Here is a 21,918-nt window from a genome sequence, read left to right as displayed (position 1 = left end):
TTCCTTTTCCCGAAAACGATTTAGGATAGAACTATCCTGAGCGAAATGTAGGAGGACTTGTATGTCTGACGTTTGGGAAGGGAGGAAACTCCCGGAAGTTAACCTGGAGAGTTCCGAAGGAAAAACAGTCCAGCTACCGAAGGACTCCCTCGGCTCTTGGACTCTATTATATTTTTATCCGAAAGACGATACCCCCGGCTGCACGAAGCAAGCCTGTTCGTATCGGGACAATCTGGATCAGTTTCAAAAAGCGGGAGCCAAAGTCTTCGGGATCAGTTCCGATTCTTTGGATAGCCATAAAAAGTTCATAGATAAATTCAATCTTAGCTTCCCTCTACTCTCGGACCCTAAGCAATCCCTAAGCGGACCGTTAGGCGTTTTCGGAGACCAGGAATGGCAGGGACGAGTCTTTAAGGGACTTTCCCGAGATAGTTTTTTGGTGAGCCCCGACGGGACCATCCGAAAAGTCTGGAGAAAAGTGGATCCCACTAAAACGGTTGCGGAAACTTTGGAAGCCATCCTGAAAGAGGCCGGTGCCTAAGGCGTGACTGTTAGATTCGTACTCGATCCTTATAAACCTCACCAACATTACATCCGGGTGGAAATGGAAGTTCGCCCGACCAAGCAGGAAACCTTAGTCTGTATTCCGAATTGGTCTCCCGGTTCTTATAAAATCCGGGATTACTCCAAATCCATCCACCAAGTCTCTCTTATACAACCTAAGCCGGGTTGGACTCTGGAACAGATCGATCTGGATACCTGGAAGGTCCATTCTAAAGGAGAGACTTTCCGAATTTCCTATCTGGTTTTCGGATTCGAACATACCGTTCGTACGAATTATTTCACGAGTGAGTTTATTCTTCTCCATCCTCCCGCTACTTTCCTTTATCCTAAAGACCAAAGAATGGGAGAAATCGAGATCTCCTGGAAAAACCTCGGCGGGTTTCACTATTGCCATACCGGACTTGAGAAAAAGGATTCTTCCAAGAACACTTGGAAGGCTAGAAATTTAGACGAGCTTTTCGATTCTCCTATTCTTCTTACGGACGAAAAGGCCCTCTCTTTCGATACCGAGGGTTGCAAATTCGATCTAGTCGTTTTGGGAGAAGTCGGTTCCTCGGATAAAAAGAAGATCGCGACGGATTTGGAAAAGATCGTCTCGACCCAAATCCGAACCATGGGCGGCACGGAAAATGCGTATTACCTTTTCGTGCTGGATATGACCGAGAATCTATACGGGGGATTGGAACATTCGAATTCCAGCATCAACCAGTTCGATCCTTACGGTTTCACAAATCCGGAAAATTATAGAACCCTAATGGAATTGCTTTCTCACGAATACTTCCATCACTGGAATGTAAAGAGAATTCGGCCCATCGCTTTAGGCCCTTTCGATTATCAGAAACCGAATCTCACAAAGGAGTTATGGATCGCTGAAGGGATCACGAGTTTTTTCGACGCTTATTTTCTTCTTATCTGCGAAGTCTATTCTCCGCAACAATATCTAAACAAGATCTGGAAAGACATCCTAGAATTGGAAGAATCGGAAGGAGAGTCCTGGATGAGTCTGGAGGATTCCAGTTTCACCGCTTGGACCAAATATTATAACCGTCCCCAAGATCCGAATTTTTCCAATACCGGAATTTCCTATTACACAAAGGGAGCGATTCTTGCCCTTTCCATGGATTTATTCCTTCTTTCCGAATCCAAGGGAGAAAAATCCCTGGTCGACGTGATGAAGGCGTTGTACAAGAATTTCCACCTGGAAAAGAAAAGAGGCTTCACTAAGACCGAATTTTTTCAAGCCGCGAAGAAGGCCACGGGCTTCGATCTGAAATTGGAGTTCGAGAGATACCTTTCCGAACCCCAGAGAATCCCGGTGGAAAAATACCTGCATAAGATCGGAGTCCGAAGAACGAATTCCTCTCCTAAAAGCGATCCGGGATTTAGAGTGAAGGAAGAAAAAGGCAGATTGCTGGTAAATAAGGTATTACTGAATAAGAATATCCGGGACTCGGATATCAATGTGGGCGACGAATGGATTTCCATCGATAACCGTAGGGTTCTACCGGGAAACTTTAAAGATTTATTAAATTATTATTCGGTGGGAGGAAAGGCGGAACTTCTACTTGCGAGAAGAGGCACCATCGTCAAACGAAAGATCAAATTCGACAAGACACCTTCTCAAAACGAGTTATGGCTGGATGAAAAAGCGGATAAGAACGAGATCTTTTTAAGGGAAAAATTCCTGTTCCCGAATAAGGAACCCAAGACGGAATATAAACCGGCGGTAAAGAAAAAAGGTAAATCTAAACCGCAGTGATTCCTCCGTCCACTGCCCAATTGGCGCCGTTGACGTATCCGGATTCGGAAGAAACCAATAACCGAACCACTCTCGCAATTTCCATCGGATCTGCGATGGTCCTCGTAGGAGTCATGTCCAGAATCTTCCTACGATGATCGTCGACTTGGTCCTCTTGGATTCCCATTTTGGTTTCCATATAACCGGGACTCACGGCATTACTCGTGATACCCAGATGGCCCCACTCGGAAGCGATGGATTTCATGAATCCTATAAGACCGTGCTTGGAAGAGGAATAAGCCACCGATAAACCGCTGCCTTGCACGGATAAGGAAGAGGCTATATAAACCAATCTTCCGTATCTTCTTTCCGCAAGTACGGGAAGAATGGACTTCGTGATCTGAAAAGCGGATCTCAGGTTTATGGAGAATATTCTCTCCCATTCCTGGAGGGATACTTCCGTGATCTTATGGTAAGGTCCTCCGTACCCCGCGCAATGAACGAATCCTAAAAGAGGTCGCTTATCCGGTGAAGAAGTAGATAAAAGATTCGATTTTAAAATCCCGCAGGCCTGATCCACTTCTTCGGGAGAGCTTAAATCCACTTTCGAAAAAGTTTCCTTAGGATGCGGAGAAGAAGGTAAGTTTAGATCCCAATTTAACACTTCGAAATCGGAATCACCCAAGACGGAAACTAGGGCCCTGCCGAGGCCCCCACTGCCCCCGGTTACGATGATGGTTCCGGGTTTTTCCGGAGGCTTTGAAGAATTCATTACATTATTATTTAAAGCCGAGAGCTTGAGGCGAGAGACGGATTTCCGAATCGACAGACAAGAGGCTTACGATTTCTCTGTTTGGTATGGAACAATCGTTCGAAAGGGTCAATCATATTCTTGAGGCCCTTCCCTACATCACCAAATACTCGGGTAAAACCGTCGTCATCAAATACGGCGGGGCCGCGATGGCAAAGGCCGACCTGAAGGAATCCTTTGCGAAAGATATCGTCCTCTTAAAATACGTAGGAATCCATCCAATCATCGTACACGGAGGCGGACCGGAAATCAATCGGCTTCTGGACACTCTCAATATTCCCACCGAATTCGTACACGGGCATCGAGTCACGAACTCGGAAACCATGGATGTGGTGGAGATGGTACTGACCGGAAAGGTAAATAAGCAGATCGTATCCATGATCAATGCGGAAGGCGGAAACGCAGTAGGGCTTTCCGGCAAGGACGGAAACCTGGCCCTGGCCTCCAAGACCAAGATAGAAGTGGATATAGAAGGTAAGAGCTCCGAATTCGTGGACGTGGGACTGGTAGGAAAAATCGATAAGATAGATCCTACGGTGATTCTATCCTTGCAGGAAAAAGGTTTTATACCGGTGATTTCTCCGGTTGCCGAGTCCGCACAAGGAGAATCTCTGAATATCAATGCCGACACTTTTGCGGGAGAATTGGCCGGTGCCCTCAAAGCCGAAAAATTGATCCTACTTACGGACACGAGTGGGATCTTGATCGACGGAAAGCTGGTCACAGGATTGAATCGGGCTTTAGTAAAAGATTATATCCGTAAAGGCGATATCACCGGGGGAATGATTCCGAAAGTCGAATGTTGTTTGTCCGCCATAGACCAAGGCGTCCGAAGGACTCACATCATCGACGGACGGGTTCCGCATTCCATTCTAATCGAAATATTTACGGACCAAGGAATAGGATCCTTGATCGAATAGGGAAAATTCGAATCTCCTTGACAAGCGTACAAATTAGGCTGGAATTAGCCCTCCGATTTCAAAATCGTCCGAGAACCGTCGACCACGGATCCCGGAGGAGAGGGCCGAGCTCCGGAAAATCAACCCCCGATCCGATTCGGATCTCCGGGGATGAACCAGACTATAAAAAAGAAGAAAACGCCAGACATGAGTTTTAAGCAGCTCTCCCTAACACTGATTTCCGACATCACCGCGAGAATCAATTCCACGGACAATCTAGAGGAACTTCTAGGCATCATTATAGAGACTACAAAGGATGTACTAAATACGGAAGGCTGTTCCCTTCTTCTTTACGATAAGGAAGAGGACTGCCTGGTGTTCCAGGTCGCAAAGGGAGATAAGGGGGAATCCTTAACCGAATTAAGGGTTCCGAGAGGTAAAGGGATCGCGGGAATGGTTCTGGAAAGTCTGGAACCGGTGATCGTAAACGACGCTGCAAACGATCCTAGAATCTACAGAAACATCGACGATGCTGTCGGCTTTACCACCCGAAACCTAATCTGCGTTCCCATGAAGACTCAAGGAGAAATCCAGGGAGTCCTAGAAGCGGTAAATTCCAAAGAAAGACCGGAATTTACGAATAAAGATATTAAAATATTAGAATATCTTTCCGATCTGGCCGCTATCGCAATCCGGAATAGAAGACTTATCAAGGATCTCAAGGATCGAGCCAGAGAATTGGACTGCCTTTACCAGATCAGTCAAGCGATATCGAATATCAGCGAGATGGATCAATTCCTAAACCTGACCGTAAATTCCATCTCGGACGTTCTAGGGGCGGAAAGGGTTTCCTTGATTTTCCAAAATCCTAGGACCAAATCTTTCGAGCTCTCCAAATCGGTGGGATTCAGCCTGGAAGAGGAAAGCCATTTGGTGGACGAATCCAGGGGAATATTAAGCGAGATTCTTTCCAAAGGGAAGCCTATGCTCGTGCAAGGTGGAGACGATGTCAGTCCGGATCTTCTGACTCCCCAAAGATATAAGACTCGTTCCTTTGTTTCCGTTCCGATCCGACAAGACGGAACCATCATCGGAATCGTAAGCGCGGCGGATAAAACGGGGGGAGATAGCTTCTCCCAACAGGATCTATCCATTTTAAGCACCATCTCGAACCAGATCGCTGAAGCTTATAATAGTCTACTCGCTAAGAACCAAAAGGAAAAGCTGACCTCAATCAGAAGGGATATGCAGATCGCCTCTCAGATCCAGCTCAACTCTCTTCCGAATATTCCGAAGAAGATGCATCTTCTCGAAATCGAGACCGCATACACCGCCTCCAAGGAAATTGGGGGGGATTTTTACGATCTAATCTATCATAATCCGGACGAAGTGAGTATTCTGATCGCGGACGTATCGGGTAAAGGTATCTCCGCGGCGCTGTTTATGGAATTCTCCAAGACGATTATATCAGGGGAAGTTGCTCGAAATTCCTCCACTAGTATCAGTTTGATGGGAGCGAATCGCATTATCCAAGAAAAGTCCGGATACTTCATGTTCGTAACGGTCATGCTGATCCGGATCAATATGCTGAAGAAAAGAATCCGATACTCCAGCGCGGGTCATAACGAGCAGCTATTGTATAAGGTGAAGGATAAGAAAGTCGTATTGCTTTCCGGAAAAGGAATGCCTCTCGGGATCAAGGAATCCGAAATAGAGGAACACGAGGTGGAGTATAGTCCCGGAGATCTATTGGTGCTTTATACCGACGGAGTCAGCGAAACAACGAACGAAGCCGGAGAGATGTATTCCTTGGAAAATCTGGCCAAGCTGATAGAAAGAAACGGGGATATGCCGGTGGAGAATCTGAAGGATCTGATCATAGACACCACCGACGCCTTCCGAGGAGAAGCGGATCCCCACGACGATTATACTCTCGTTCTTGTCCGTCTAAATTAATTCTCAGGATTATCCGAAGCAGTCATGTAAGGAGGCTGCCCGGTAGACGCCAAAAGAGTTCTCCATAGCGTACTTTTCGTAGGTTGCAGAACCTTCCTTTCTTGGATGGCAATATCGATAGGGAGATGGGTAAAGACGTTATTCCAAATACCGATCACCATATCCGTTTTGCCGGCCATGGCGGCGTGAACCGCGTTTTGAGCTAAGAATCCGCAAAAGATAGAATCTTCCGGGTTTGCGGGAACGGAGCGGATAATATAACTCGGATCGATGTACTTCAAATTGACGTCGAGTTTTTCCTTTTTGAAGAAGTCCACGATCGAATTCTTCAAAAATACTCCTATATCTCCTAGTCTCAGATTTCCGGATGCGTCCCTTTCTTCGTTTTTACCGAAGAATTTTTGACCGGCGCCTTCTGCGACGATGATAACCGCGTGCTTTCGTTTGAGCATACGTTGTTTGAGAACGTCCAAAAAGGATCCCTTACCTTCCAAATCGAAATCCACTTCGGGGATGAGGCAATAATTCACGTCATGAGAAGCAAGGGCAGCGTTTACGGCGATAAAGCCGGAATGGCGGCCCATCAATTTTACGACCCCGATACCGTAAGGAGCGCCCTTTGCTTCTACGTGAGCACAAGCTACGGCTTCCATGGCCTTGGAGAATGCGGTGGAAAATCCGAAAGTCTTTTGGACATAGTTGATATCGTTATCTATGGTTTTGGGGATGCCGATGATGGAAATTTCTTCTCCCCTTCTTTCGATCTCCTTAACGATTTCCTTGGCGCCCCGAAGAGTTCCGTCTCCTCCGATACAGAAAAGCATTTTGACACCGTATAAGGAGAGTCGGTCCACCATGTCAGAAGCCGACTGATTGCCTCTAGAAGAAGCGAGAATGGTACCTCCGTCCCTACCGATATGGGCCACATTCTCCGGAGTCAATTCTACCGGCTTGTGATCGTATTTTTTCACGAGACCTTGGTAGCCGTAAGGGAAACCCAGGATTCTCTTGACCCCGTATCTGTAATATAACTCCATTACGATTCCGCGAATCACATCGTTGATGCCCGGGCAAAGTCCCCCACAAGTGACAATCCCCGCGGTCACTTCTTTGGGATCGAAATAGATTTTTTGACGGGGGCCTGCCTGTTCGAAAAAGTCGACCCCGGAATCCAGGTACTGACCCAGGCCTTCGTCATTCTCGAAGACGGTTCGAAAGATAACCTTGGACTGGTCGGGAGTGTAATATTCGTAAGAGGCGGGACTATCGATCTTAGGGATTCCAAAATTCTTAATTTGCGTTTTCATGCGAATCTCCCTTGGGATCGGAAATTGAAGAGGATATTTTTCGAAGAATCATAAGGATTTTTCATTGGCAAACTAGATTATTCCGTCATATATCAATAATCGGAAGGATGGAGAAGGAAAAAAGTATGTCTACTCACAGATCTACCCTCTCTCCCACACGAAAGAAGCGGACTCGCAAAACTTTTCGTCGTTCCGGTCTAGCCATCCTGGGCTTTATCGCAAGTCTTTCCGTGATTTATGCGGAAAATTCCTCTGGTTTCCGTTGGGATTCCTTCGGCGTATTTTCCGATCGAGAAAAGCGTTCTTATTCGGTCTCGGAGTCCGAAAAAAATCAGGAAGAAATGAAGTCTCCCATTCCATTCTTCTCAGCTTTCGCGTTCAAACATCCTTATGAGATGAAAGTATTCAACGATTATTATCCGGAAGAGAATAGGATCCTTGATTCGATTCCGGGACTGAATACCAGGCTGCCGGCCTCTCCCAAGATTTCTTTGCAGAGAAGGGAATTCTTCTCCTTATACCCCGCATTGGGGAGGGAAGAAATTTTCGTGATGGCCCTCGCGATGAGCCAATCGACGAAAGATTCCAAAAACGACGAAGCGTATGTAGGAGCTAGTACGGAGAGAAGGGCCTATGACGGGTTGACCGACGTCCGTAGTACAGTCGTCAGCCTTCCAGGGGTGAATCAGAATTTCTCCCGAGGAATGGATAATCAGGCGGGAAATCTTCTACTCGGTTATTTAGTCGGAAGAGCCGGAGTCCAAATGGATCTGGGCTGGAGAATGACGGGAAACACGGTCGGATTGGCTATTCCGGAATCTGCGAAATCCTCTATCGGATTCAGTTACTCGCTTCTCTCCAGCGCAAGTAGCGTAAATAAAATGGATTTTTTCCTGCAATTATCCGGAATCAAACGCTTCAACGACAAAAGCCTCTTGGCTGTAGAAGCTCCTCCTGCGTTTCGAGGGTGGCAACAGGGATACGAATACTACGTGAATCCCGGATTTTCGATTTCGACCCGAAATCTTAGTTTCGAAGGTCTAGTAAGACTCCCCCTCCACCAGCCTTTTCCGAATACGGACGGTCTTCTCACTCCTGAAGTACAGGGTATGTTAGGCGTAAAATACCGTTTTTCGGAAAGTTCTCCTAATTTGCCGAAATAGTTGTCTGAGAAGGGTGTAGTACCTTCTACACTTTCCAGAACACGCTCTCTTCCATCTCAGATCTCTGTAAAAGCACTTTATGGACCGGAGGGTCCCGAATGAAAAAAATACTTACAATTATACTCTTCTCTACTCCTCTTCTTTCCGTTTTTGCGGAAGAGGTCTTTACGAAAGCCGGTAGAAAGGTCATTCTTAAGGATGATTTTACATGGCATTACGCGGAGGAGGGTAAGGCGCAATCCGGGAAGAATGTAGTCACTCCTACGAGAACTCTGACTAAGACGAAGGATATGGTAGCATCTGTGAGTAATAAATCCGGGTTATACAAGATATTTTATAATCCGGAACAATGGGCTCTCTCGAAAGAAGCAAATGAAGTATCCGAATTTCATTTTATCAATATTGCGAAAAGTGGAAATGCAATGGTCCTCTTTGATGGAATCGAAATTCCACTTGAAGCATTCCCTAATTTACTTCTATTCAGCGTGAATAAGACCGATCCGGACGCAAGGATCATGCAATTAGAGGATATAGTAGTGAACGGGACCCCGGGAAAATTAGTAACCTACCGGGCTCAAACCAGGGGGTTAACCCTCATATTCCATTCCTTTATCACGAGTAACCCAAAAGGTTCCATTCAATTCTCCACATTCACATTGGAGAACCAATTTGAGAAAGAAAGGGAGAACTTCGAAAAACTCATTTCCGGATTGGTCTTAAACTGATTTGTAGTACCTTCTACGGATTTCTCCTGTACAAGGGTCAGGGAAACAGCGAATCAGTTTGTAATTGGCGTTCCGAATTAGGATAATTTTTTCTGACGTTCGAAAGAAAGCTGGAAGTCGAGCTTACTAATCTGTTCCTTTCTTCTTCCAAATCGGAACAAGTATAAAGGTTCAAGAGTTTGCCCTCTCAAAACCTCCACTCTTGTTTCTGTTACCGGACAGGAGACTTCATCACAACTGATTTCCTGCAATCTCAGTATAGAATCAGGCATTCCTATTCTATCTCTAATTCTCGAGGCCAACCAGGGGTGAAATTCAAATTCTTCCCCCGGATTTACCAACGATTCATATTTTGAGTGTGAATCATGAATAGAGAATGTAGTACCTTCTACAAAATACCCCATATAATCTTTAGACTTTAACTGCCTCTTGGGGGTCATAAGATAAATTCGGAGATAACCATTTTTCGGCTTCGGAAACCGGAATCCCTTTTCTATCTGCATAATCCTGGACTTGGTCGCGATTGATTTTGGCAACAGCGAAATACTTGGATTCCGGATGTGCGAAATACAAACCGCTCACGGAGCTAGCGGGCCACATCGCAAAATGTTCGGTCAAAGTGATTCCGGTATTCTTTTCCACATCTAACAGATCAAAAAGAGTTCGTTTTTCCGTATGGTCCGGACTCGCAGGATATCCGGCCGCAGGACGAATTCCCTTATATTTCTCCCGAATCAATTCCTCTAAGGAAAGATTTTCCCCACTCTCGTATCCCCATAATTCCTTACGAACTTTCAAGTGCATATATTCCGCAAAAGCTTCGGCCAATCTGTCTCCGATCGCCTTAGACATGATGGAATTGTAATCGTCCAAATTCTTATCGAATTGGGAAGCAAATTCCTCTACCCCATGCCCCGAAGTAACCGCAAATCCGCCTATGTAATCGGCGATTCCCAAATCTTTTGGAGCGATATAATCGGCCAAACAATAATTAGGCTCTCCCTTCTCTTCCTTACTGATTTGCTGCCTCAGAGTATGGAAAACGGTTTTTACTTTTGCCCGACTCTCGTCTTCGTAGACTTCTATATCATCTCCCACGCTATTTGCGGGGAAGATACCGATCACTCCCTTCGTTCTGTATCTCTTGTGCCGAATAATATCTTCTAAGAGCTTCTGCGCATCTTTATAAAGCTCTTTAGCTTGCTTCCCGTAAGTTTCGCTCTCCAAGATAGAAGGAAACCTTCCCTTTAATTCCCAAGCTTGAAAGAATGGAGACCAATCTATATAAGGAACCAATTCCTCTAAGGAAATCTCTTCATCGAAAACTCTAACGCCCAAGAAGTTAGGCTTCTTAACTTTAACTACATTCCAGTCCGTAACGTATTTATTCTCTCTTGCCTCTTCTATCGATACTAACTTACGATCGCTTCGAGTATTGAAATAAATCTCTCTTTGGGTTTTTTGATCCTCTCGGATCTGCCTTACATAATCCTCTTTCAAGGAAGGGTTCAGAAGTTGCCCGACCACGTTCACTACCCTAGACGCATCCAGAACATGGACGACCGGATGAGTGTATTTTTCGGCGATCTTCACGGAAGTATGAGCCGAACTTGTAGTAGCTCCTCCGATCAGAAGCGGGATATCGAATCCGTTTCGTTGCATCTCGGAAGCGACATGCACCATCTCGTCCAAAGAAGGAGTAATGAGACCTGAAAGGCCGATTATATCCACTTTCTGCTTCTTCGCTTCCTCCAGAATCTTTTCCGTAGGAACCATGACACCTAAATCGATGACCTCGTAGTTATTGCAGGCTAAAACGACGCCGACGATATTCTTACCGATATCATGAACGTCTCCTTTCACGGTTGCGATTAGGAACTTTTGCTTCGATGAGGCTTGCGCTAATTTTTTATTCTCTTCTTCCATGAAGGGAAGAAGATACGCTACGGATTTTTTCATAACCCTCGCGCTTTTTACTACCTGAGGCAGGAACATCTTTCCGGAGCCGAACAAATCTCCCACGACCCTCATTCCATCCATGAGAGGACCTTCTATAACGGATAGAGGACGATCATACTTCAATCTCGCCTCCTCCGTATCCTGATCTATGTATTCTACGATTCCTTTCACCAAAGCGTATTCTAATCTTTCCTCTACGCTCCCGTCTCTCCAAGCCTCTTCCTTCTTCTCGACCTTTCCGTCCGCCTTAAAGGATTCCGCGAATTCTATCAATCTCTCCGTAGAATCCGGCCTCCGATTCAAAAGAACGTCCTCTACCCTCTCCAGTAGCTCCTTAGGAATCTCTTCATACACGGCCAACATGCCCGCATTGACGATCGCCATATCCATGCCCGCACGGATCGCATGATACAGGAATGCGGAGTGCATTGCCTCTCTCACCGGATTATTTCCTCGGAATGAGAAGGAAATATTACTCAAACCGCCGCTGATCTTTGCACCGGGGCACTGAGCCTTAATCTCTTTAATCGCCTCTATAAAATCTACCGCATAATTATTATGCTCTTCTATCCCGGTTCCCACGGTTAGAATGTTCGGATCGAAAATAATATCGTAAGGAGAGAATCCCGCCTTCTCTACGAGTAGCTTATATGCCCTAACGCAGATTCTTACCTTCTCATCCTTAGTAGCGGCCTGTCCTTGCTCGTCGAAGGCCATTACGATAACGGCAGCTCCGTACATCTTTACTAACCTGGCGTGTTCTAGAAATTTCTCCTCTCCTTCCTTTAAAGATATGGAATTTACGATGGGCTTTCCCTGAATACATTTCAAGCCGGCTTCCAATACGGACCATTTGGAACTGTCGACCATGAAGGGGACCTTCGCAATGTCCGGCTCAACCGCGATCAGGTTCAAGAAATGCCTCATGGATTCTTCCCCATCCAAAAGGGCCTCGTCGAAATTGATATCGATTACGTTCGCTCCCGCCTCTACTTGTTGTAGAGCTACGGAGACAGCTTCTTCGAAATTCCCCTCTAAAATCAATTTCTTGAACCTAGGAGATCCGGTTACGTTAGTCCTCTCTCCGATCAGAACGAACCCGGTATTCTCATCCACATTCAGAGGTTCCAATCCCGAAAGCTTCGTCTTTTCCTTCAGAGTAGGAATCGATCTAGGTTTCCTGTTCACGATAGCCTTCGCGGCCTTTGCTATATGCTCCGGAGTCGTTCCACAACATCCTCCCGCAATATTCAACCAACCTTGAGCGGAGAAATCATCGATGAAGTTTCCGAATTCTTCGGGAGTCTGATCATATCCTCCGAAAGCATTCGGGAGTCCTGCATTGGGATAGCAGCTAATGTAGCATTCCGATATTTTGGAGAGTTCCTCTATATAAGGCCTCATTTCCCCGGCTCCAAGAGCGCAGTTGATTCCGACCGACAAAGGATTTGCATGATAGATGGAATTATAGAATGCTTCGATCGTTTGGCCCGACAAGGTTCGACCGGAGGCATCGGTAATCGTTACGGAAAGGGATACAGGAATCCTAACTTTCAAATCATGAAAGACATTTTCAATTGCTACTATGACGGCCTTTAGGTTTAAAGTATCGATATTCGTTTCGGAGAGAAGAAGATCCACTCCTTCTTCTACTAATGCTCTTACCTGTTCGTAGAATGCGTCCACAAGTTGATCGAAAGTTACGGCTCGGAACGCCGGGTTGTTCACATCCGGAGATAAGGAGGCGGTTCTCGTAGTAGGTCCTATGGAACCCGCAAGAAACAGAGGCTGATCGGGTTTTTTCTGAGAAAATTTCTCCATGGCGGATCGAGCTACTCGAACCGCTTTACGATTCATCTCATCTACATATTCTTCCGCATTATAATCCGCCTGAGAAATCCGGTTCGAACTGAACGTATTCGTTTCGAGTATATTTGCCCCTGCTTCCAGGAATTTTAAATGGATTTCTTCGATGATCTCCGGCCTGGTCATTACCAATAAGTCGTTATTCCCCTTTAAAGGAGAAGAATGTGACTTCAATTTTTCATTTCGAAAATCATCCTCAGTCAATCCATATCTCTGGATCATGGTTCCCATGGCCCCGTCTAGAACTAAGATTCTATTTTCCAGAAGCTTTAATAGCTCGGATGCCTTAGGGTTGGTATATGAAGGGAAGTTCTTTCTCATAATTTCTTAATATTACACCGCTCCTTCAATAAAGGAGCCTTCAAATCGTTTATAACCGGTAGTACCTTCGACTCGATTGCGTTGATACTGATCCAATTTTTCCATTCTACAGGGACTTCGTCTTCCGGGAAGATTGCGTTCACCGGACATTCCCGTAGGCAATCGTTACAATGAATGCAGATATCGGGATCGATTAGGACATAGTCCTTTGCTTCCCGAAAGGCCTCTACGGGACAGACTGCGGCACAGTAGGTTATCTTACACCCTACGCAAGGTTCAGTAACTACGTATGCCACAGCCTATTTTATCCTTATTATGGGAGATTATCAGTAGCGATAATGCTCCGGCTTGAACGGTCCATCGACCGGAACTCCGATGTATTCGGCCTGTTTAGCGTTCAATTTAGTGAGTCGAACTCCCAATTGCTCTAAATGCAGAGCAGCGACCTTCTCATCCAGAACCTTAGGAAGTCTATAAACTCCGATCTCATACTTATTGTTCCACAATTCGATCTGAGCAAGCACCTGGTTGGTAAAGGAACAAGACATCACAAAGGAAGGGTGACCGGTCGCACAACCCAGGTTCACAAGACGGCCTTCTGCCAGAACGATAATGGAACGACCGTTCGGAAAGGTATACTTATCGACCTGAGGCTTAATCTCCTTCTTCACTACACCCTTTTCAGAGTTGAGTCTAGACATCTGGATTTCAGTATCGAAATGCCCGATATTGCAAAGAATGGATCCATCCTTCATTGCCTTCATATTCTCAAGGGTGATAATATCGTCGTTTCCTGTCGCAGTTACTACAATATCAACGAATTCGATGGCATCCTCGACTCTTAGGACTTGGTAACCTTCCATGACAGCTTGGAGTGCGCAAATAGGATCGATCTCGGTCACGATAACTCGGGCTCCGAAATTACGCAGGGAAGCTGCAGAACCCTTACCCACGTCTCCGTAACCACATACCAATGCCACTTTTCCCGCCAGCATTACGTCAGTTGCGCGCTTAATTCCGTCTGCAAGAGATTCTCTACAACCATAAAGGTTATCGAATTTGGATTTGGTAACGGAATCGTTAACATTGATTGCGGGAAGTTTGAGTTCACCTTTTTTGAGAAGCTTCTCTAACCCTTTCACTCCCGTAGTAGTTTCTTCGGAAACCCCTTTGATTTCGGAAAGCAATTGAGGATACTTCTCATGAACGTACATAGTGAGGTCTCCACCGTCGTCCAGAATCATATTTGGCCCTTTCCCTCCATCGAAGAAAAGAGTCTGCTCGACACACCACCAATATTCTTCCTCGGTTTCGCCTTTCCAGGCAAAGACAGGAACGCCGGTTTTAGCAATTGCGGCGGCTGCGTGATCTTGAGTGGAGAAGATATTACAGGATGACCAACGCACTTCCGCACCCAGCTCAGTAAGGGTTTCGATCAAAACCGCTGTCTGGATAGTCATGTGTAAGGAGCCGGCAATACGAGCGCCTTTCAGGGGTTGTTTCCCCTTATATTCCTTTCTTAAAGACATGAGCCCCGGCATTTCTTTTTCCGCCAGAATGATCTCTTCGCGTCCCCAGTCAGCGAGGCTAATGTCTTTAACCTTATATTTTAAACCCTTTTCTTGTAGTATAGTGGACATTACAGTCCTCCTCTTTTCTTAGCTTTAATAATTAGTACTTTAAAATGCTGATGAGATTCTATTTCTTCGATGGACTCGATAGAAAATCCGGTATGATTTAACCAATCCGTTAATAATTCCGGTTCAAACCCAAGCCATAGATCGGCAAAATTATCCCTCATAAACTCCTGAGTATGCTTCTTCAAATCTACAATGATAAAAGTGCCGTTATCTCGGAGTATACCGTTAATCTCTCGCATTACTTTTGCAGGATTAGAAAGATGGTGGAGAACCATAGAAGCTACTACCGCATCCGAACTATTACGAAGAGAATTAGGTAATGCATCTAAATCCGCTTCCAGAAAGCTAACTTGCGGATTGTTTAGAAAAGAATTCCTCGCTTCTTTCAACATTTCTTCCGAGGAATCTATCCCTAAAACTTCCTTAGATTTTGTAAGTAGATAAGGAATCAACCCTCCGGGGCCGCAACCTAAGTCAGAGATCCTACCTGAAAATTCCGGCAAACGATCTAAAATCTTATTTCTGTATAAAATCGGATCGAGAACGTCTCTTTGGATACTTTCCCAATTCTTTGCCACTTCATCAAAATACTGAGAAGTCTTAAGATCTCTCTGCTTTAAGATTCCTTTCGTCTTATAAAAGTCTTGCTCTGAATATGGTAGGCTCTTCTCAAATCTTAAGAGAAGAGAGTTAAGCTCTAAAGAAAAATCATATGAATCCTGAGCATTCTTAGGACGGTAATAAACCCAAGAACCCTCTCTCTGAGAAACTAAAAATCCGGCATCAGTAAGTATCTTCAAATGACGAGAGATACGAGATTGCCCCATATCTAAAACTTCCGTAATCTCCTGAACATTCAACGGAGCAATCGAGAGAATTCGAAGAACTCGGATCCGAGTCTCGTCGGAAAGAGCCTTCAAGGCCGATAAGATGGACTTATCCGAAGAAAGACTCCCTGGAAGATATCGAGTACCGATAGGATCTAATTCAAATGGCCCGTCTCCTTCCTTTATCTTGGAAGTTAGAGACACATCCGATAATGCATTCTCATGGTAGACCATTGCGTAACCAGGATATCAAGATATCTTGATATCCGCAATACAAAAAAGTGCCCGGAGTGGCCTGATTATGTCATAAAAAAATAGCTAAGAAGGCTCCCATTTGGGAAATCCTTGGGCCGAATTCAATATAAATCTACCTGGCAAGGAGAGAGAAGATAACCTTATATAATTTCCCTTAATATCCAAAACCCGTTGAAAGCTTAATTCACTCAGATTTGGAATCTTCGCCCCTTTCCAAAATTGTCTTATTATCCGCCGAGCGATCCCCAAATCTTCCCAATAGAGCATAAGAGCGATTAGGTAATTAATGGAAACTCCGTGCGTTAAAGACAAACTTTTGAGCTCCTGGTAACTGCGCTCATAAGGACGATAGCTACGTCTTACCAACGATTGCCCCGCTTCCTGGAAAGTGATTCTGAGCGGGTTTCTTCCGAGATAACCGGTAGATTGAAATAATAAGCGATATCTATCGCATAAGATTGAAAGATACCGAGGGAGTTCCCATCGATTAGAAGCTGAAATTTTATCCCATAAGACGAAAGGAATCAAGACACTTGAAGGAGCGTGATGCTTTCTTATTACTACTTGGCTGTTGATCGTTTGTTTGCGAATAACCGTTGTTTCCATCGATAGGAATCGGTTCCTCGAGACTCATTTCTGGGCGCAAAAAAAGATAGTTTTTTGATTTTTTTGGAAGAAAACGATTATGGGCGATTAGAAGAAGGTACTACCTAATTTCGAAACAAAGATCTGCAGGACTTCGATTGAAGGTATTGTTGTATTAACTACTAATTTAGAGTTTATAAATCCTGCTTAGCTTTGTTCAAGAGTTCTTCATTTTTTAACTTTTGGTCCTTGAGCATCTTGTAATTTTCTTCGCTAATCTTTTTAAAACCGTCTAAAATTTTCATCTTTTGTAGCATAAATTCTTCAAGAGGCTGCTTTAATAGACCTTCAGGAGATAAAACTACTTCTTCATTGGCTTTGACCGGAACATTATCACCATTATCCGTAGTAACTCCGACCTCTCCCTCCTTCACGAAAACACCGTTAGGAATATCCGAATCCTCGTGTTCAGGATTTTCAGATCGTTTGCCATTATTTTCATCACCAATTGCAAATTGAGTACCTCGAACTCCCGCAGAGTATGTAGGAGAGACTACTGAAAAATCCTCCTTTTTTGTTCCTTTATCGACTCTTGCGAAAATCTTTCCTGATACTAACTGAATCCTAGATTTGTTTGCTTTGTTATCTGAAAATAACTCTATTAGCTTTACCTTTGTAAAAGGTACTACACGAATTACAGCCGATGCGCCTATTTGCACGTCGACCTTCCCATCCTTGGTTTCTATTTCATCTTGAGTCTTCAATACTTGGCTTTTTTTCAGCGGAATTTTCTTTCCATCTTGCAACCCGATCGCTTCTCCTACAACGAATAGAACAATGGCGACTTCTTCAGCCGCTGCAACTGCTATCGGAGAGGAATAAGCAACGAATATCAAGATGAGTAATTTTTGGTAAAACCTACGATGCATTGAAATCCTCCATTTTAACGCCAACGACTGCAATATTTGCAGAAGATACTACAAGCGAAGCATTAAGATATTCCGGATGAATCTAGTAATTTCCATTACTTTATTTCATAATGGCTATATTTGGCATTTACTGACAGCTCAGCAGCCTCTTGAACTTCCGACACTAATTCGAAACTCAAGCTTCTCTCCTGAGAGGTAATAACGGGAATATTATAGGCCCTGTTTAAATGCCCAGGAGGCTTTCCAATCCGGTTACGCTCTAAAATAAATTCAAAATGGTCTTGTAGGCGATTTTCTATTAATTTAGCCCCTATTTCTTCAACTCCTAGAAGCCTTTTACGCGCGATATCCAGTATTCCTCGATCGATATCGAAGCCAATACTACTTCTACACCCTAAAACGGCTGCCAGAGACGTAGTACCTGTTCCCAAAAACGGGTCCAATACCATATCCCCTTTAATGGAAAACATATTAATGAGCCGATAAGCGAATTCCAAAGGGAACGCAGCGCTTCTTTCTCGAGAAGCTCCTACATCCTTGAAAATCTGCCTCTCCCCTTTAATCTCCCAGACATCGGAAAACCACCTATTCCTCTCTTCCCAGAAGAAAGCGCTATTTCTACGAATCTCGACTTCCTTTTTCGAGAATTTTCGTAAGCCCCCCTTACGAAATATCAAAATATATTCATGCTCGTAAGTTACGTAAGCGCCTACCGGGAACATACCCGATCCCATAAACTTAGTGGGAGAATTGGTTTGCTTCCTCCAGAGAATATCTGGCAGAGTGTTAAACCCTAGCTTTCTGCATGTTTGCAAGATTCTAGAATGATTGGAATAAAGACGAAATTCTCCGCCTATGCTCCTTGTAGCATCTCCGATATTGATTAGAAGGATTCCCCCCTCTTTCAAAACACGATAACACTCGGTCCAAACTTTATCGAGCTGAAGATGCATGTATTCAAATGCGGAATCCCCATCGGCTTCGGATAAACTATCCGAAATATTGGAATCCCAAGCTTGGAACAAATCATCCCACATTTCCACCATAGGGTACGGGGGCGAAGTTAAAACGAGGTCCACAGTTTGGTCCGGAATCTCGCTCATTTGCCTAGAATCGGAATTAAAAAGGATATGGGATGTTTCGGGAACTAGAAGTTCTTTCACTCGTTCTTTCTCGCTTTCGGCTTGAAGAAGAGAAACGGAATCAGGCATTTATTTTTTCGTAAGCAGAACGTATAAATCGGAAAGACCGAACCTTTCTAAAACAAAAAGTCTTAGGTCATTTCGTATTTAAAACTCAGCTTCCTTTACCGTGGATTTTCTTTTCGATCAATTCGTTTAACAGATTGGCAAGGTCTTGGAACTCATCCCCGCTTCGGATTCGTATCTTTTCTACATCTTTACCGTCTAACAAAAGTCGAAGATTCTTTTTTATATTATATATAGGGCCCGCCATCTTATGAGAATATATCAAGACGAAGGCGGCGGATAATAATAGATACAGAAGAGAGAAGAGTAGAATACCTCGAAACTGGATCGTAAACAGATCCAATCCGTGATCGTAATCGGGGAGAGCGAATTCCTTCTCCACGAATTTCTCCTTTTCCTCCCCATTGACCATTTCAAAGCCCTTTTGATAGAACTTAACCGTATCCTGCCTGAGCCGGAAAACTACTCCCTTGTCGTATTTCGTGGAATGAATCCAGAACAAAAAGCCGAGGGTAAGTAATAATCCGAAGATGAACAACAAAGAAAAGTTTAAAAAGAATCTTAATTGAAAGTCTTTATCGATTAGATAATTAGCGAGATGCCTTTTATAGCGAGGGGGTTTTGAAGAGGGACTAGGCGTTACTTCAGACATTGGGAATTGACCTTCTCTGGTAGCATCCTCGCAAATTCCCAGTATGTCAAAAATATTTCTTTTTCAGCGTAGTTGAATCACCTCCAAAACCGAATCTCTAGGAATTTTTATTTCGTTTTTTAGAGTTTGTAGATACATAAATTTTTCGTCCATGTCTACGATCACCCCCTCATAGCTTTCTCCGCTGGCAAGCACGACCTTCTCGAATCTCTGGTATTCCCGATATAAATCTTCCTTATTATCGAAGGATTTTTCGGTATTTCTAGGAATCTCATCTACCTGAATTCCCTTAAACTTTTGGTTTAGATCCCCGAGCTCTGAAGAAGTCAAAAAAGAGCGTTGGAATCCCTTCGATTCCATTCTGATTTTTTGCCCAGGCTCTATAACTTGCTCACCCCGATCCGATTCATGAAGCCCCTTAGTCGCCACTCGACCCTCCAGAACGGCTACGACAGTATCTTCTCCATCTCTTTCTCGAACTTCGAATTTAGTACCCCGAACCTCGACGGTTCCTACAGCCGTGAAGATCCTGAATTCTTCCTTCTTCAAATTTTTATGAAGATGAACGAGAATCCCTCCTCTTCGAAGGCGGAAAGACTGCTTGGAATCCTTTAATATCTCCAATTCGGTCTCTCCTTCCATGGCGATCGCCTCGCCTTTGGAAACGTTTAAGAATAATCGGGAATCTTTGTCCGTTCGGAGAATCTGACCGAGACCGACGGTCTCCCCTTCGTTCAAAGAGAGTAACTTCTCCTCGTTGGATAACAAATAACCTTTTCCGAATATTTTCGTGATTTCTATCCCTGATTCCGGGGAATTCGCTGGTTGTCTTTTTTGGAGAGTGTAGAAGGATACAAAACCGATGAATAGGACCGCAGCCGCAGAAAGTCCGTAAAATGCGGGTTTAGACAAAGTAAGTATTGTTGGACGGCTTGCCTTTTGATAGATTGTTTCAAAGGATTCAAACTCCGAAGAATGCGTCAAAGGCTTGGAAAGCAAATGTGAAAGAGATTGAAGGGAAGAACTGTATTCATTCTTCTCTCCGTTCAATGCCCTTTCTATTTTCTGTTCGAAATTCTCTTCCATTTCCCCGACAATGCCCTTTCTCTATTATAAACCCTTTTGAATTCTCTCAATACTCGTTCGGGAGTATCTGACGGCTCTTTGCGATCTCCAGCAATTTTCCCGTGGCCTTGACGACTAGCCGGGAAGCCGTTGCAACGGAAACTCCCATGACTTCCGCTATATCTGCTAACGTATAATTTTCTATATTCTTTAAAACTAATGCGTACCTCTCGCTTTCCTCCAGATCCCCCAGACAGCCCAGGAGTCTAGATTCAAGGTCCGATAATTCCGTTTTTCTCACGAAAGTTTGGCGTTCCTCCTTGAAGGTTCCCATATCCTCCGTTCCGGATTCTCGGACCGTAGAAAATTTCTTAGCGTGGTTGATAGATCGATTTCGAGCTATCGTATAGAGTAATTTGAGGGCCTGTTCTTTATTTAGATCGGAATCGGAATACTTCTTAAAGAAATTTAAGAATGTGTCCTGCATTAGGTCGGAGGCAACCTCTGGATTTCCGGTATATTTATATAAGAAATCAAAAATTCTCCCGCTGGATTCCCGATAGAGGGTTTCCATAAAGTCTTTTCGGGATGCCATCGCACTAAGATTCCAACTTGAAAGGTGAATTTCAAGTAATTTCCGTCTTCTAAGCCATCTCTACTTTATTCTTACCCTCGCCTGGTTCTTTTCTTGGGCTTCGTTTGGATTAACATCTTAAGCGGGAGCTTTTTACACAAAAGGAGGGATTTTAGATAAAATTTGCCGGACCGAAAAGGAAGAGCCGTTGTCTGGAATCCTGAAAAGAGCTTGTTTCTTAGAGATCCACTTCCTTCTCACCAAAATTCCCAAGTGGTTGATAAAGCCTTAACAATCCTCCTCTAACCTCCAAACTCTTCGGGATATCAGAGATTTTTCAAAAATGAGAAGAAGGTACTACAATCCTATTCCCATATCTCTGTCGGGATTTTGGGACTCTTAGAGACATAATTTATCTTGAGTGATTCAGAGGAAGGAATAGGAGGCCGATAGGAATTAGGAGGAGAATTTTGAAGAAGCCCGATGATTCTAAGAATCTTCTATCTTAATGCAGCATACTTTGTAGTAGCTCTTACACTCTCACTGCATTCTCCCCTATTCTCCTCTCCTGAATCCGCTTTTCCGGGAGAATCTCCGACCGTGAAACCCTTGCTCCGAGTTTTACCGGCATTCAGAAAAGAAGAATGTGATTGGGCAATCCGTTGGGATATTTGCCTTCGATGTGTAGAATCCGGATTCCGATACGCTCAAAGGATCCACTTTTTCCCGAGCGGACAATATAGAGAACATGGCTGTTATAGCGAAGAAAGGAGTTTCTTTCTGATCAACGAATAGAAAGAGGATGGGTTTCAGAAGAATTTTTCGAGCCGACCAATGCAATGAATCTCGATCGGCCCGAATTATATATAAAGAG

19 protein-coding genes are annotated in these 21,918 nt (G+C 44.3%); 7 read left to right on the top strand and 12 right to left on the bottom strand.

Annotated elements, in window-relative coordinates:
- Positions 1 to 61 precede the first annotated feature (61 nt).
- Complete coding sequence (locus LEP1GSC061_RS11490; RefSeq protein ID WP_016545524.1) at positions 62 to 541, top strand: peroxiredoxin; 480 nt, start codon at positions 62 to 64, stop codon at positions 539 to 541.
- Between the two features lie 3 nt (positions 542 to 544).
- Positions 545 to 2,323 carry a M61 family metallopeptidase gene (locus LEP1GSC061_RS11485; protein WP_016545723.1) on the top strand — a complete coding sequence of 593 codons (1,779 nt, stop codon included), beginning with the start codon at positions 545 to 547 and terminating at the stop codon, positions 2,321 to 2,323.
- Here LEP1GSC061_RS11485 and LEP1GSC061_RS11480 read toward each other — a convergent pair.
- The gene (locus tag LEP1GSC061_RS11480) at positions 2,310 to 3,074 is read right to left on the bottom strand and encodes an SDR family NAD(P)-dependent oxidoreductase (protein ID WP_016545478.1); all 765 of its coding nucleotides are present in this window, start codon (positions 3,072 to 3,074) and stop codon (positions 2,310 to 2,312) included. The two genes, LEP1GSC061_RS11485 and LEP1GSC061_RS11480, sit on opposite strands and share 14 nt — an antisense overlap.
- Positions 3,075 to 3,160: 86 nt before the next feature.
- Here LEP1GSC061_RS11480 and argB point away from each other — a divergent pair, with 86 nt between their 5' ends.
- Together argB and LEP1GSC061_RS11470 are read left to right on the top strand one after the other, a co-directional pair.
- Positions 3,161 to 4,033: an acetylglutamate kinase gene (gene argB, locus LEP1GSC061_RS11475; RefSeq protein WP_016545462.1), complete on the top strand. Its 873-nt coding sequence runs from the start codon at positions 3,161 to 3,163 to the stop codon at positions 4,031 to 4,033.
- A gap of 186 nt (positions 4,034 to 4,219) precedes the next feature.
- Positions 4,220 to 5,968 carry a GAF domain-containing SpoIIE family protein phosphatase gene (locus LEP1GSC061_RS11470; protein WP_040508637.1) on the top strand — a complete coding sequence of 583 codons (1,749 nt, stop codon included), beginning with the start codon at positions 4,220 to 4,222 and terminating at the stop codon, positions 5,966 to 5,968.
- Here LEP1GSC061_RS11470 and LEP1GSC061_RS11465 read toward each other — a convergent pair.
- Positions 5,965 to 7,275, bottom strand: coding sequence for an ATP-dependent 6-phosphofructokinase (locus LEP1GSC061_RS11465; protein ID WP_016545473.1), 1,311 nt, complete (start codon positions 7,273 to 7,275; stop codon positions 5,965 to 5,967). The genes LEP1GSC061_RS11470 and LEP1GSC061_RS11465 overlap by 4 nt on opposite strands.
- 125 nt (positions 7,276 to 7,400) lie before the next feature.
- Here LEP1GSC061_RS11465 and LEP1GSC061_RS11460 point away from each other — a divergent pair, with 125 nt between their 5' ends.
- Together LEP1GSC061_RS11460 and LEP1GSC061_RS11455 are read left to right on the top strand one after the other, a co-directional pair.
- Entirely contained in the window at positions 7,401 to 8,438 is a 1,038-nt protein-coding gene (locus LEP1GSC061_RS11460) for an LIC_20087 family outer membrane protein (protein WP_040508636.1), read from the top strand.
- 98 nt (positions 8,439 to 8,536) lie between these two features.
- Positions 8,537 to 9,163: a DUF3157 family protein gene (locus LEP1GSC061_RS11455; protein WP_016545759.1), complete on the top strand. Its 627-nt coding sequence runs from the start codon at positions 8,537 to 8,539 to the stop codon at positions 9,161 to 9,163.
- Positions 9,164 to 9,574: 411 nt separating this feature from the next.
- On the opposite strand, the gene metH is transcribed toward LEP1GSC061_RS11455, so the two are convergent.
- The 10 genes from metH to LEP1GSC061_RS11400 all read right to left on the bottom strand — a co-directional run bounded on the left by metH (position 9,575) and on the right by LEP1GSC061_RS11400 (position 21,065).
- Positions 9,575 to 13,309: a methionine synthase gene (metH, locus tag LEP1GSC061_RS11445; protein ID WP_016545448.1), complete on the bottom strand. Its 3,735-nt coding sequence runs from the start codon at positions 13,307 to 13,309 to the stop codon at positions 9,575 to 9,577.
- Positions 13,306 to 13,605: a DUF362 domain-containing protein gene (locus tag LEP1GSC061_RS11440; protein ID WP_040508571.1), complete on the bottom strand. Its 300-nt coding sequence runs from the start codon at positions 13,603 to 13,605 to the stop codon at positions 13,306 to 13,308. Before LEP1GSC061_RS11440 ends, metH begins: the two co-directional genes overlap by 4 nt.
- Before the next feature lie 30 nt (positions 13,606 to 13,635).
- Positions 13,636 to 14,949 carry an adenosylhomocysteinase gene (ahcY, locus tag LEP1GSC061_RS11435; protein WP_016545627.1) on the bottom strand — a complete coding sequence of 438 codons (1,314 nt, stop codon included), beginning with the start codon at positions 14,947 to 14,949 and terminating at the stop codon, positions 13,636 to 13,638.
- Positions 14,949 to 15,926 carry an ArsR/SmtB family transcription factor gene (locus tag LEP1GSC061_RS11430; protein WP_052006542.1) on the bottom strand — a complete coding sequence of 326 codons (978 nt, stop codon included), beginning with the start codon at positions 15,924 to 15,926 and terminating at the stop codon, positions 14,949 to 14,951. The genes ahcY and LEP1GSC061_RS11430 overlap by 1 nt, the downstream gene beginning before the upstream one ends.
- A 168-nt stretch (positions 15,927 to 16,094) precedes the next feature.
- Positions 16,095 to 16,637 (bottom strand): DUF1564 family protein, encoded by a 543-nt coding sequence (locus tag LEP1GSC061_RS22135; protein WP_040508570.1) that lies wholly within the window; start codon positions 16,635 to 16,637, stop codon positions 16,095 to 16,097.
- Between the two features lie 173 nt (positions 16,638 to 16,810).
- A complete protein-coding gene (locus LEP1GSC061_RS11420) occupies positions 16,811 to 17,545 on the bottom strand; it encodes a FecR domain-containing protein (protein ID WP_016545714.1) in 735 nt (244 codons plus the stop codon).
- Positions 17,546 to 17,640: 95 nt separating this feature from the next.
- The gene (locus LEP1GSC061_RS11415) at positions 17,641 to 18,648 is read right to left on the bottom strand and encodes a DNA-methyltransferase (protein WP_052006541.1); all 1,008 of its coding nucleotides are present in this window, start codon (positions 18,646 to 18,648) and stop codon (positions 17,641 to 17,643) included.
- A 193-nt stretch (positions 18,649 to 18,841) separates the two neighbouring features.
- On the bottom strand, positions 18,842 to 19,405 hold the full coding sequence (locus LEP1GSC061_RS11410; RefSeq protein ID WP_016545482.1) for a hypothetical protein: 564 nt from the start codon (positions 19,403 to 19,405) through the stop codon (positions 18,842 to 18,844).
- Positions 19,406 to 19,468: 63 nt separating this feature from the next.
- Entirely contained in the window at positions 19,469 to 20,491 is a 1,023-nt protein-coding gene (locus LEP1GSC061_RS11405; protein ID WP_016545441.1) for a FecR domain-containing protein, read from the bottom strand.
- A 46-nt stretch (positions 20,492 to 20,537) separates the two neighbouring features.
- Positions 20,538 to 21,065, bottom strand: coding sequence for an RNA polymerase sigma factor (locus tag LEP1GSC061_RS11400; RefSeq protein ID WP_016545753.1), 528 nt, complete (start codon positions 21,063 to 21,065; stop codon positions 20,538 to 20,540).
- A 462-nt stretch (positions 21,066 to 21,527) separates the two neighbouring features.
- Between LEP1GSC061_RS11400 and LEP1GSC061_RS21910 the strand changes: the two genes are divergently transcribed.
- Positions 21,528 to 21,839, top strand: coding sequence for a hypothetical protein (locus LEP1GSC061_RS21910; RefSeq protein WP_016545497.1), 312 nt, complete (start codon positions 21,528 to 21,530; stop codon positions 21,837 to 21,839).
- Positions 21,840 to 21,918: the final 79 nt, after the last annotated feature.

The organism is Leptospira wolffii serovar Khorat str. Khorat-H2, from assembly GCF_000306115.2.
Taxonomy (GTDB): domain Bacteria; phylum Spirochaetota; class Leptospiria; order Leptospirales; family Leptospiraceae; genus Leptospira_B; species Leptospira_B wolffii.
Note: the sequence above shows the minus strand (reverse complement) of the source record. Positions and strands in the feature narration are given on the sequence as shown.

Bases quoted from the DNA above. Each gene is read 5' to 3' on its own strand.
- LEP1GSC061_RS11490 (WP_016545524.1), top strand. From the start codon at position 62: ATGTCTGACGTTTGGGAAGGGAGGAAACTCCCGGAAGTTAACCTGGAG.
- LEP1GSC061_RS11480 (WP_016545478.1), bottom strand. From the start codon at position 3,074: ATGAATTCTTCAAAGCCTCCGGAAAAACCCGGAACCATCATCGTAACC.
- argB (WP_016545462.1), top strand. From the start codon at position 3,161: ATGGAACAATCGTTCGAAAGGGTCAATCATATTCTTGAGGCCCTTCCC.
- LEP1GSC061_RS11470 (WP_040508637.1), top strand. From the start codon at position 4,220: ATGAGTTTTAAGCAGCTCTCCCTAACACTGATTTCCGACATCACCGCG.
- LEP1GSC061_RS11465 (WP_016545473.1), bottom strand. From the start codon at position 7,275: ATGAAAACGCAAATTAAGAATTTTGGAATCCCTAAGATCGATAGTCCC.
- LEP1GSC061_RS11460 (WP_040508636.1), top strand. From the start codon at position 7,401: ATGTCTACTCACAGATCTACCCTCTCTCCCACACGAAAGAAGCGGACT.
- LEP1GSC061_RS11455 (WP_016545759.1), top strand. From the start codon at position 8,537: ATGAAAAAAATACTTACAATTATACTCTTCTCTACTCCTCTTCTTTCC.
- metH (WP_016545448.1), bottom strand. From the start codon at position 13,309: ATGAGAAAGAACTTCCCTTCATATACCAACCCTAAGGCATCCGAGCTA.
- ahcY (WP_016545627.1), bottom strand. From the start codon at position 14,949: ATGTCCACTATACTACAAGAAAAGGGTTTAAAATATAAGGTTAAAGAC.
- LEP1GSC061_RS22135 (WP_040508570.1), bottom strand. From the start codon at position 16,637: ATGGAAACAACGGTTATTCGCAAACAAACGATCAACAGCCAAGTAGTA.
- LEP1GSC061_RS11420 (WP_016545714.1), bottom strand. From the start codon at position 17,545: ATGCATCGTAGGTTTTACCAAAAATTACTCATCTTGATATTCGTTGCT.
- LEP1GSC061_RS11415 (WP_052006541.1), bottom strand. From the start codon at position 18,648: ATGAGCGAGATTCCGGACCAAACTGTGGACCTCGTTTTAACTTCGCCC.
- LEP1GSC061_RS11410 (WP_016545482.1), bottom strand. From the start codon at position 19,405: ATGTCTGAAGTAACGCCTAGTCCCTCTTCAAAACCCCCTCGCTATAAA.
- LEP1GSC061_RS11405 (WP_016545441.1), bottom strand. From the start codon at position 20,491: ATGGAAGAGAATTTCGAACAGAAAATAGAAAGGGCATTGAACGGAGAG.
- LEP1GSC061_RS11400 (WP_016545753.1), bottom strand. From the start codon at position 21,065: ATGGCATCCCGAAAAGACTTTATGGAAACCCTCTATCGGGAATCCAGC.
- LEP1GSC061_RS21910 (WP_016545497.1), top strand. From the start codon at position 21,528: ATGATTCTAAGAATCTTCTATCTTAATGCAGCATACTTTGTAGTAGCT.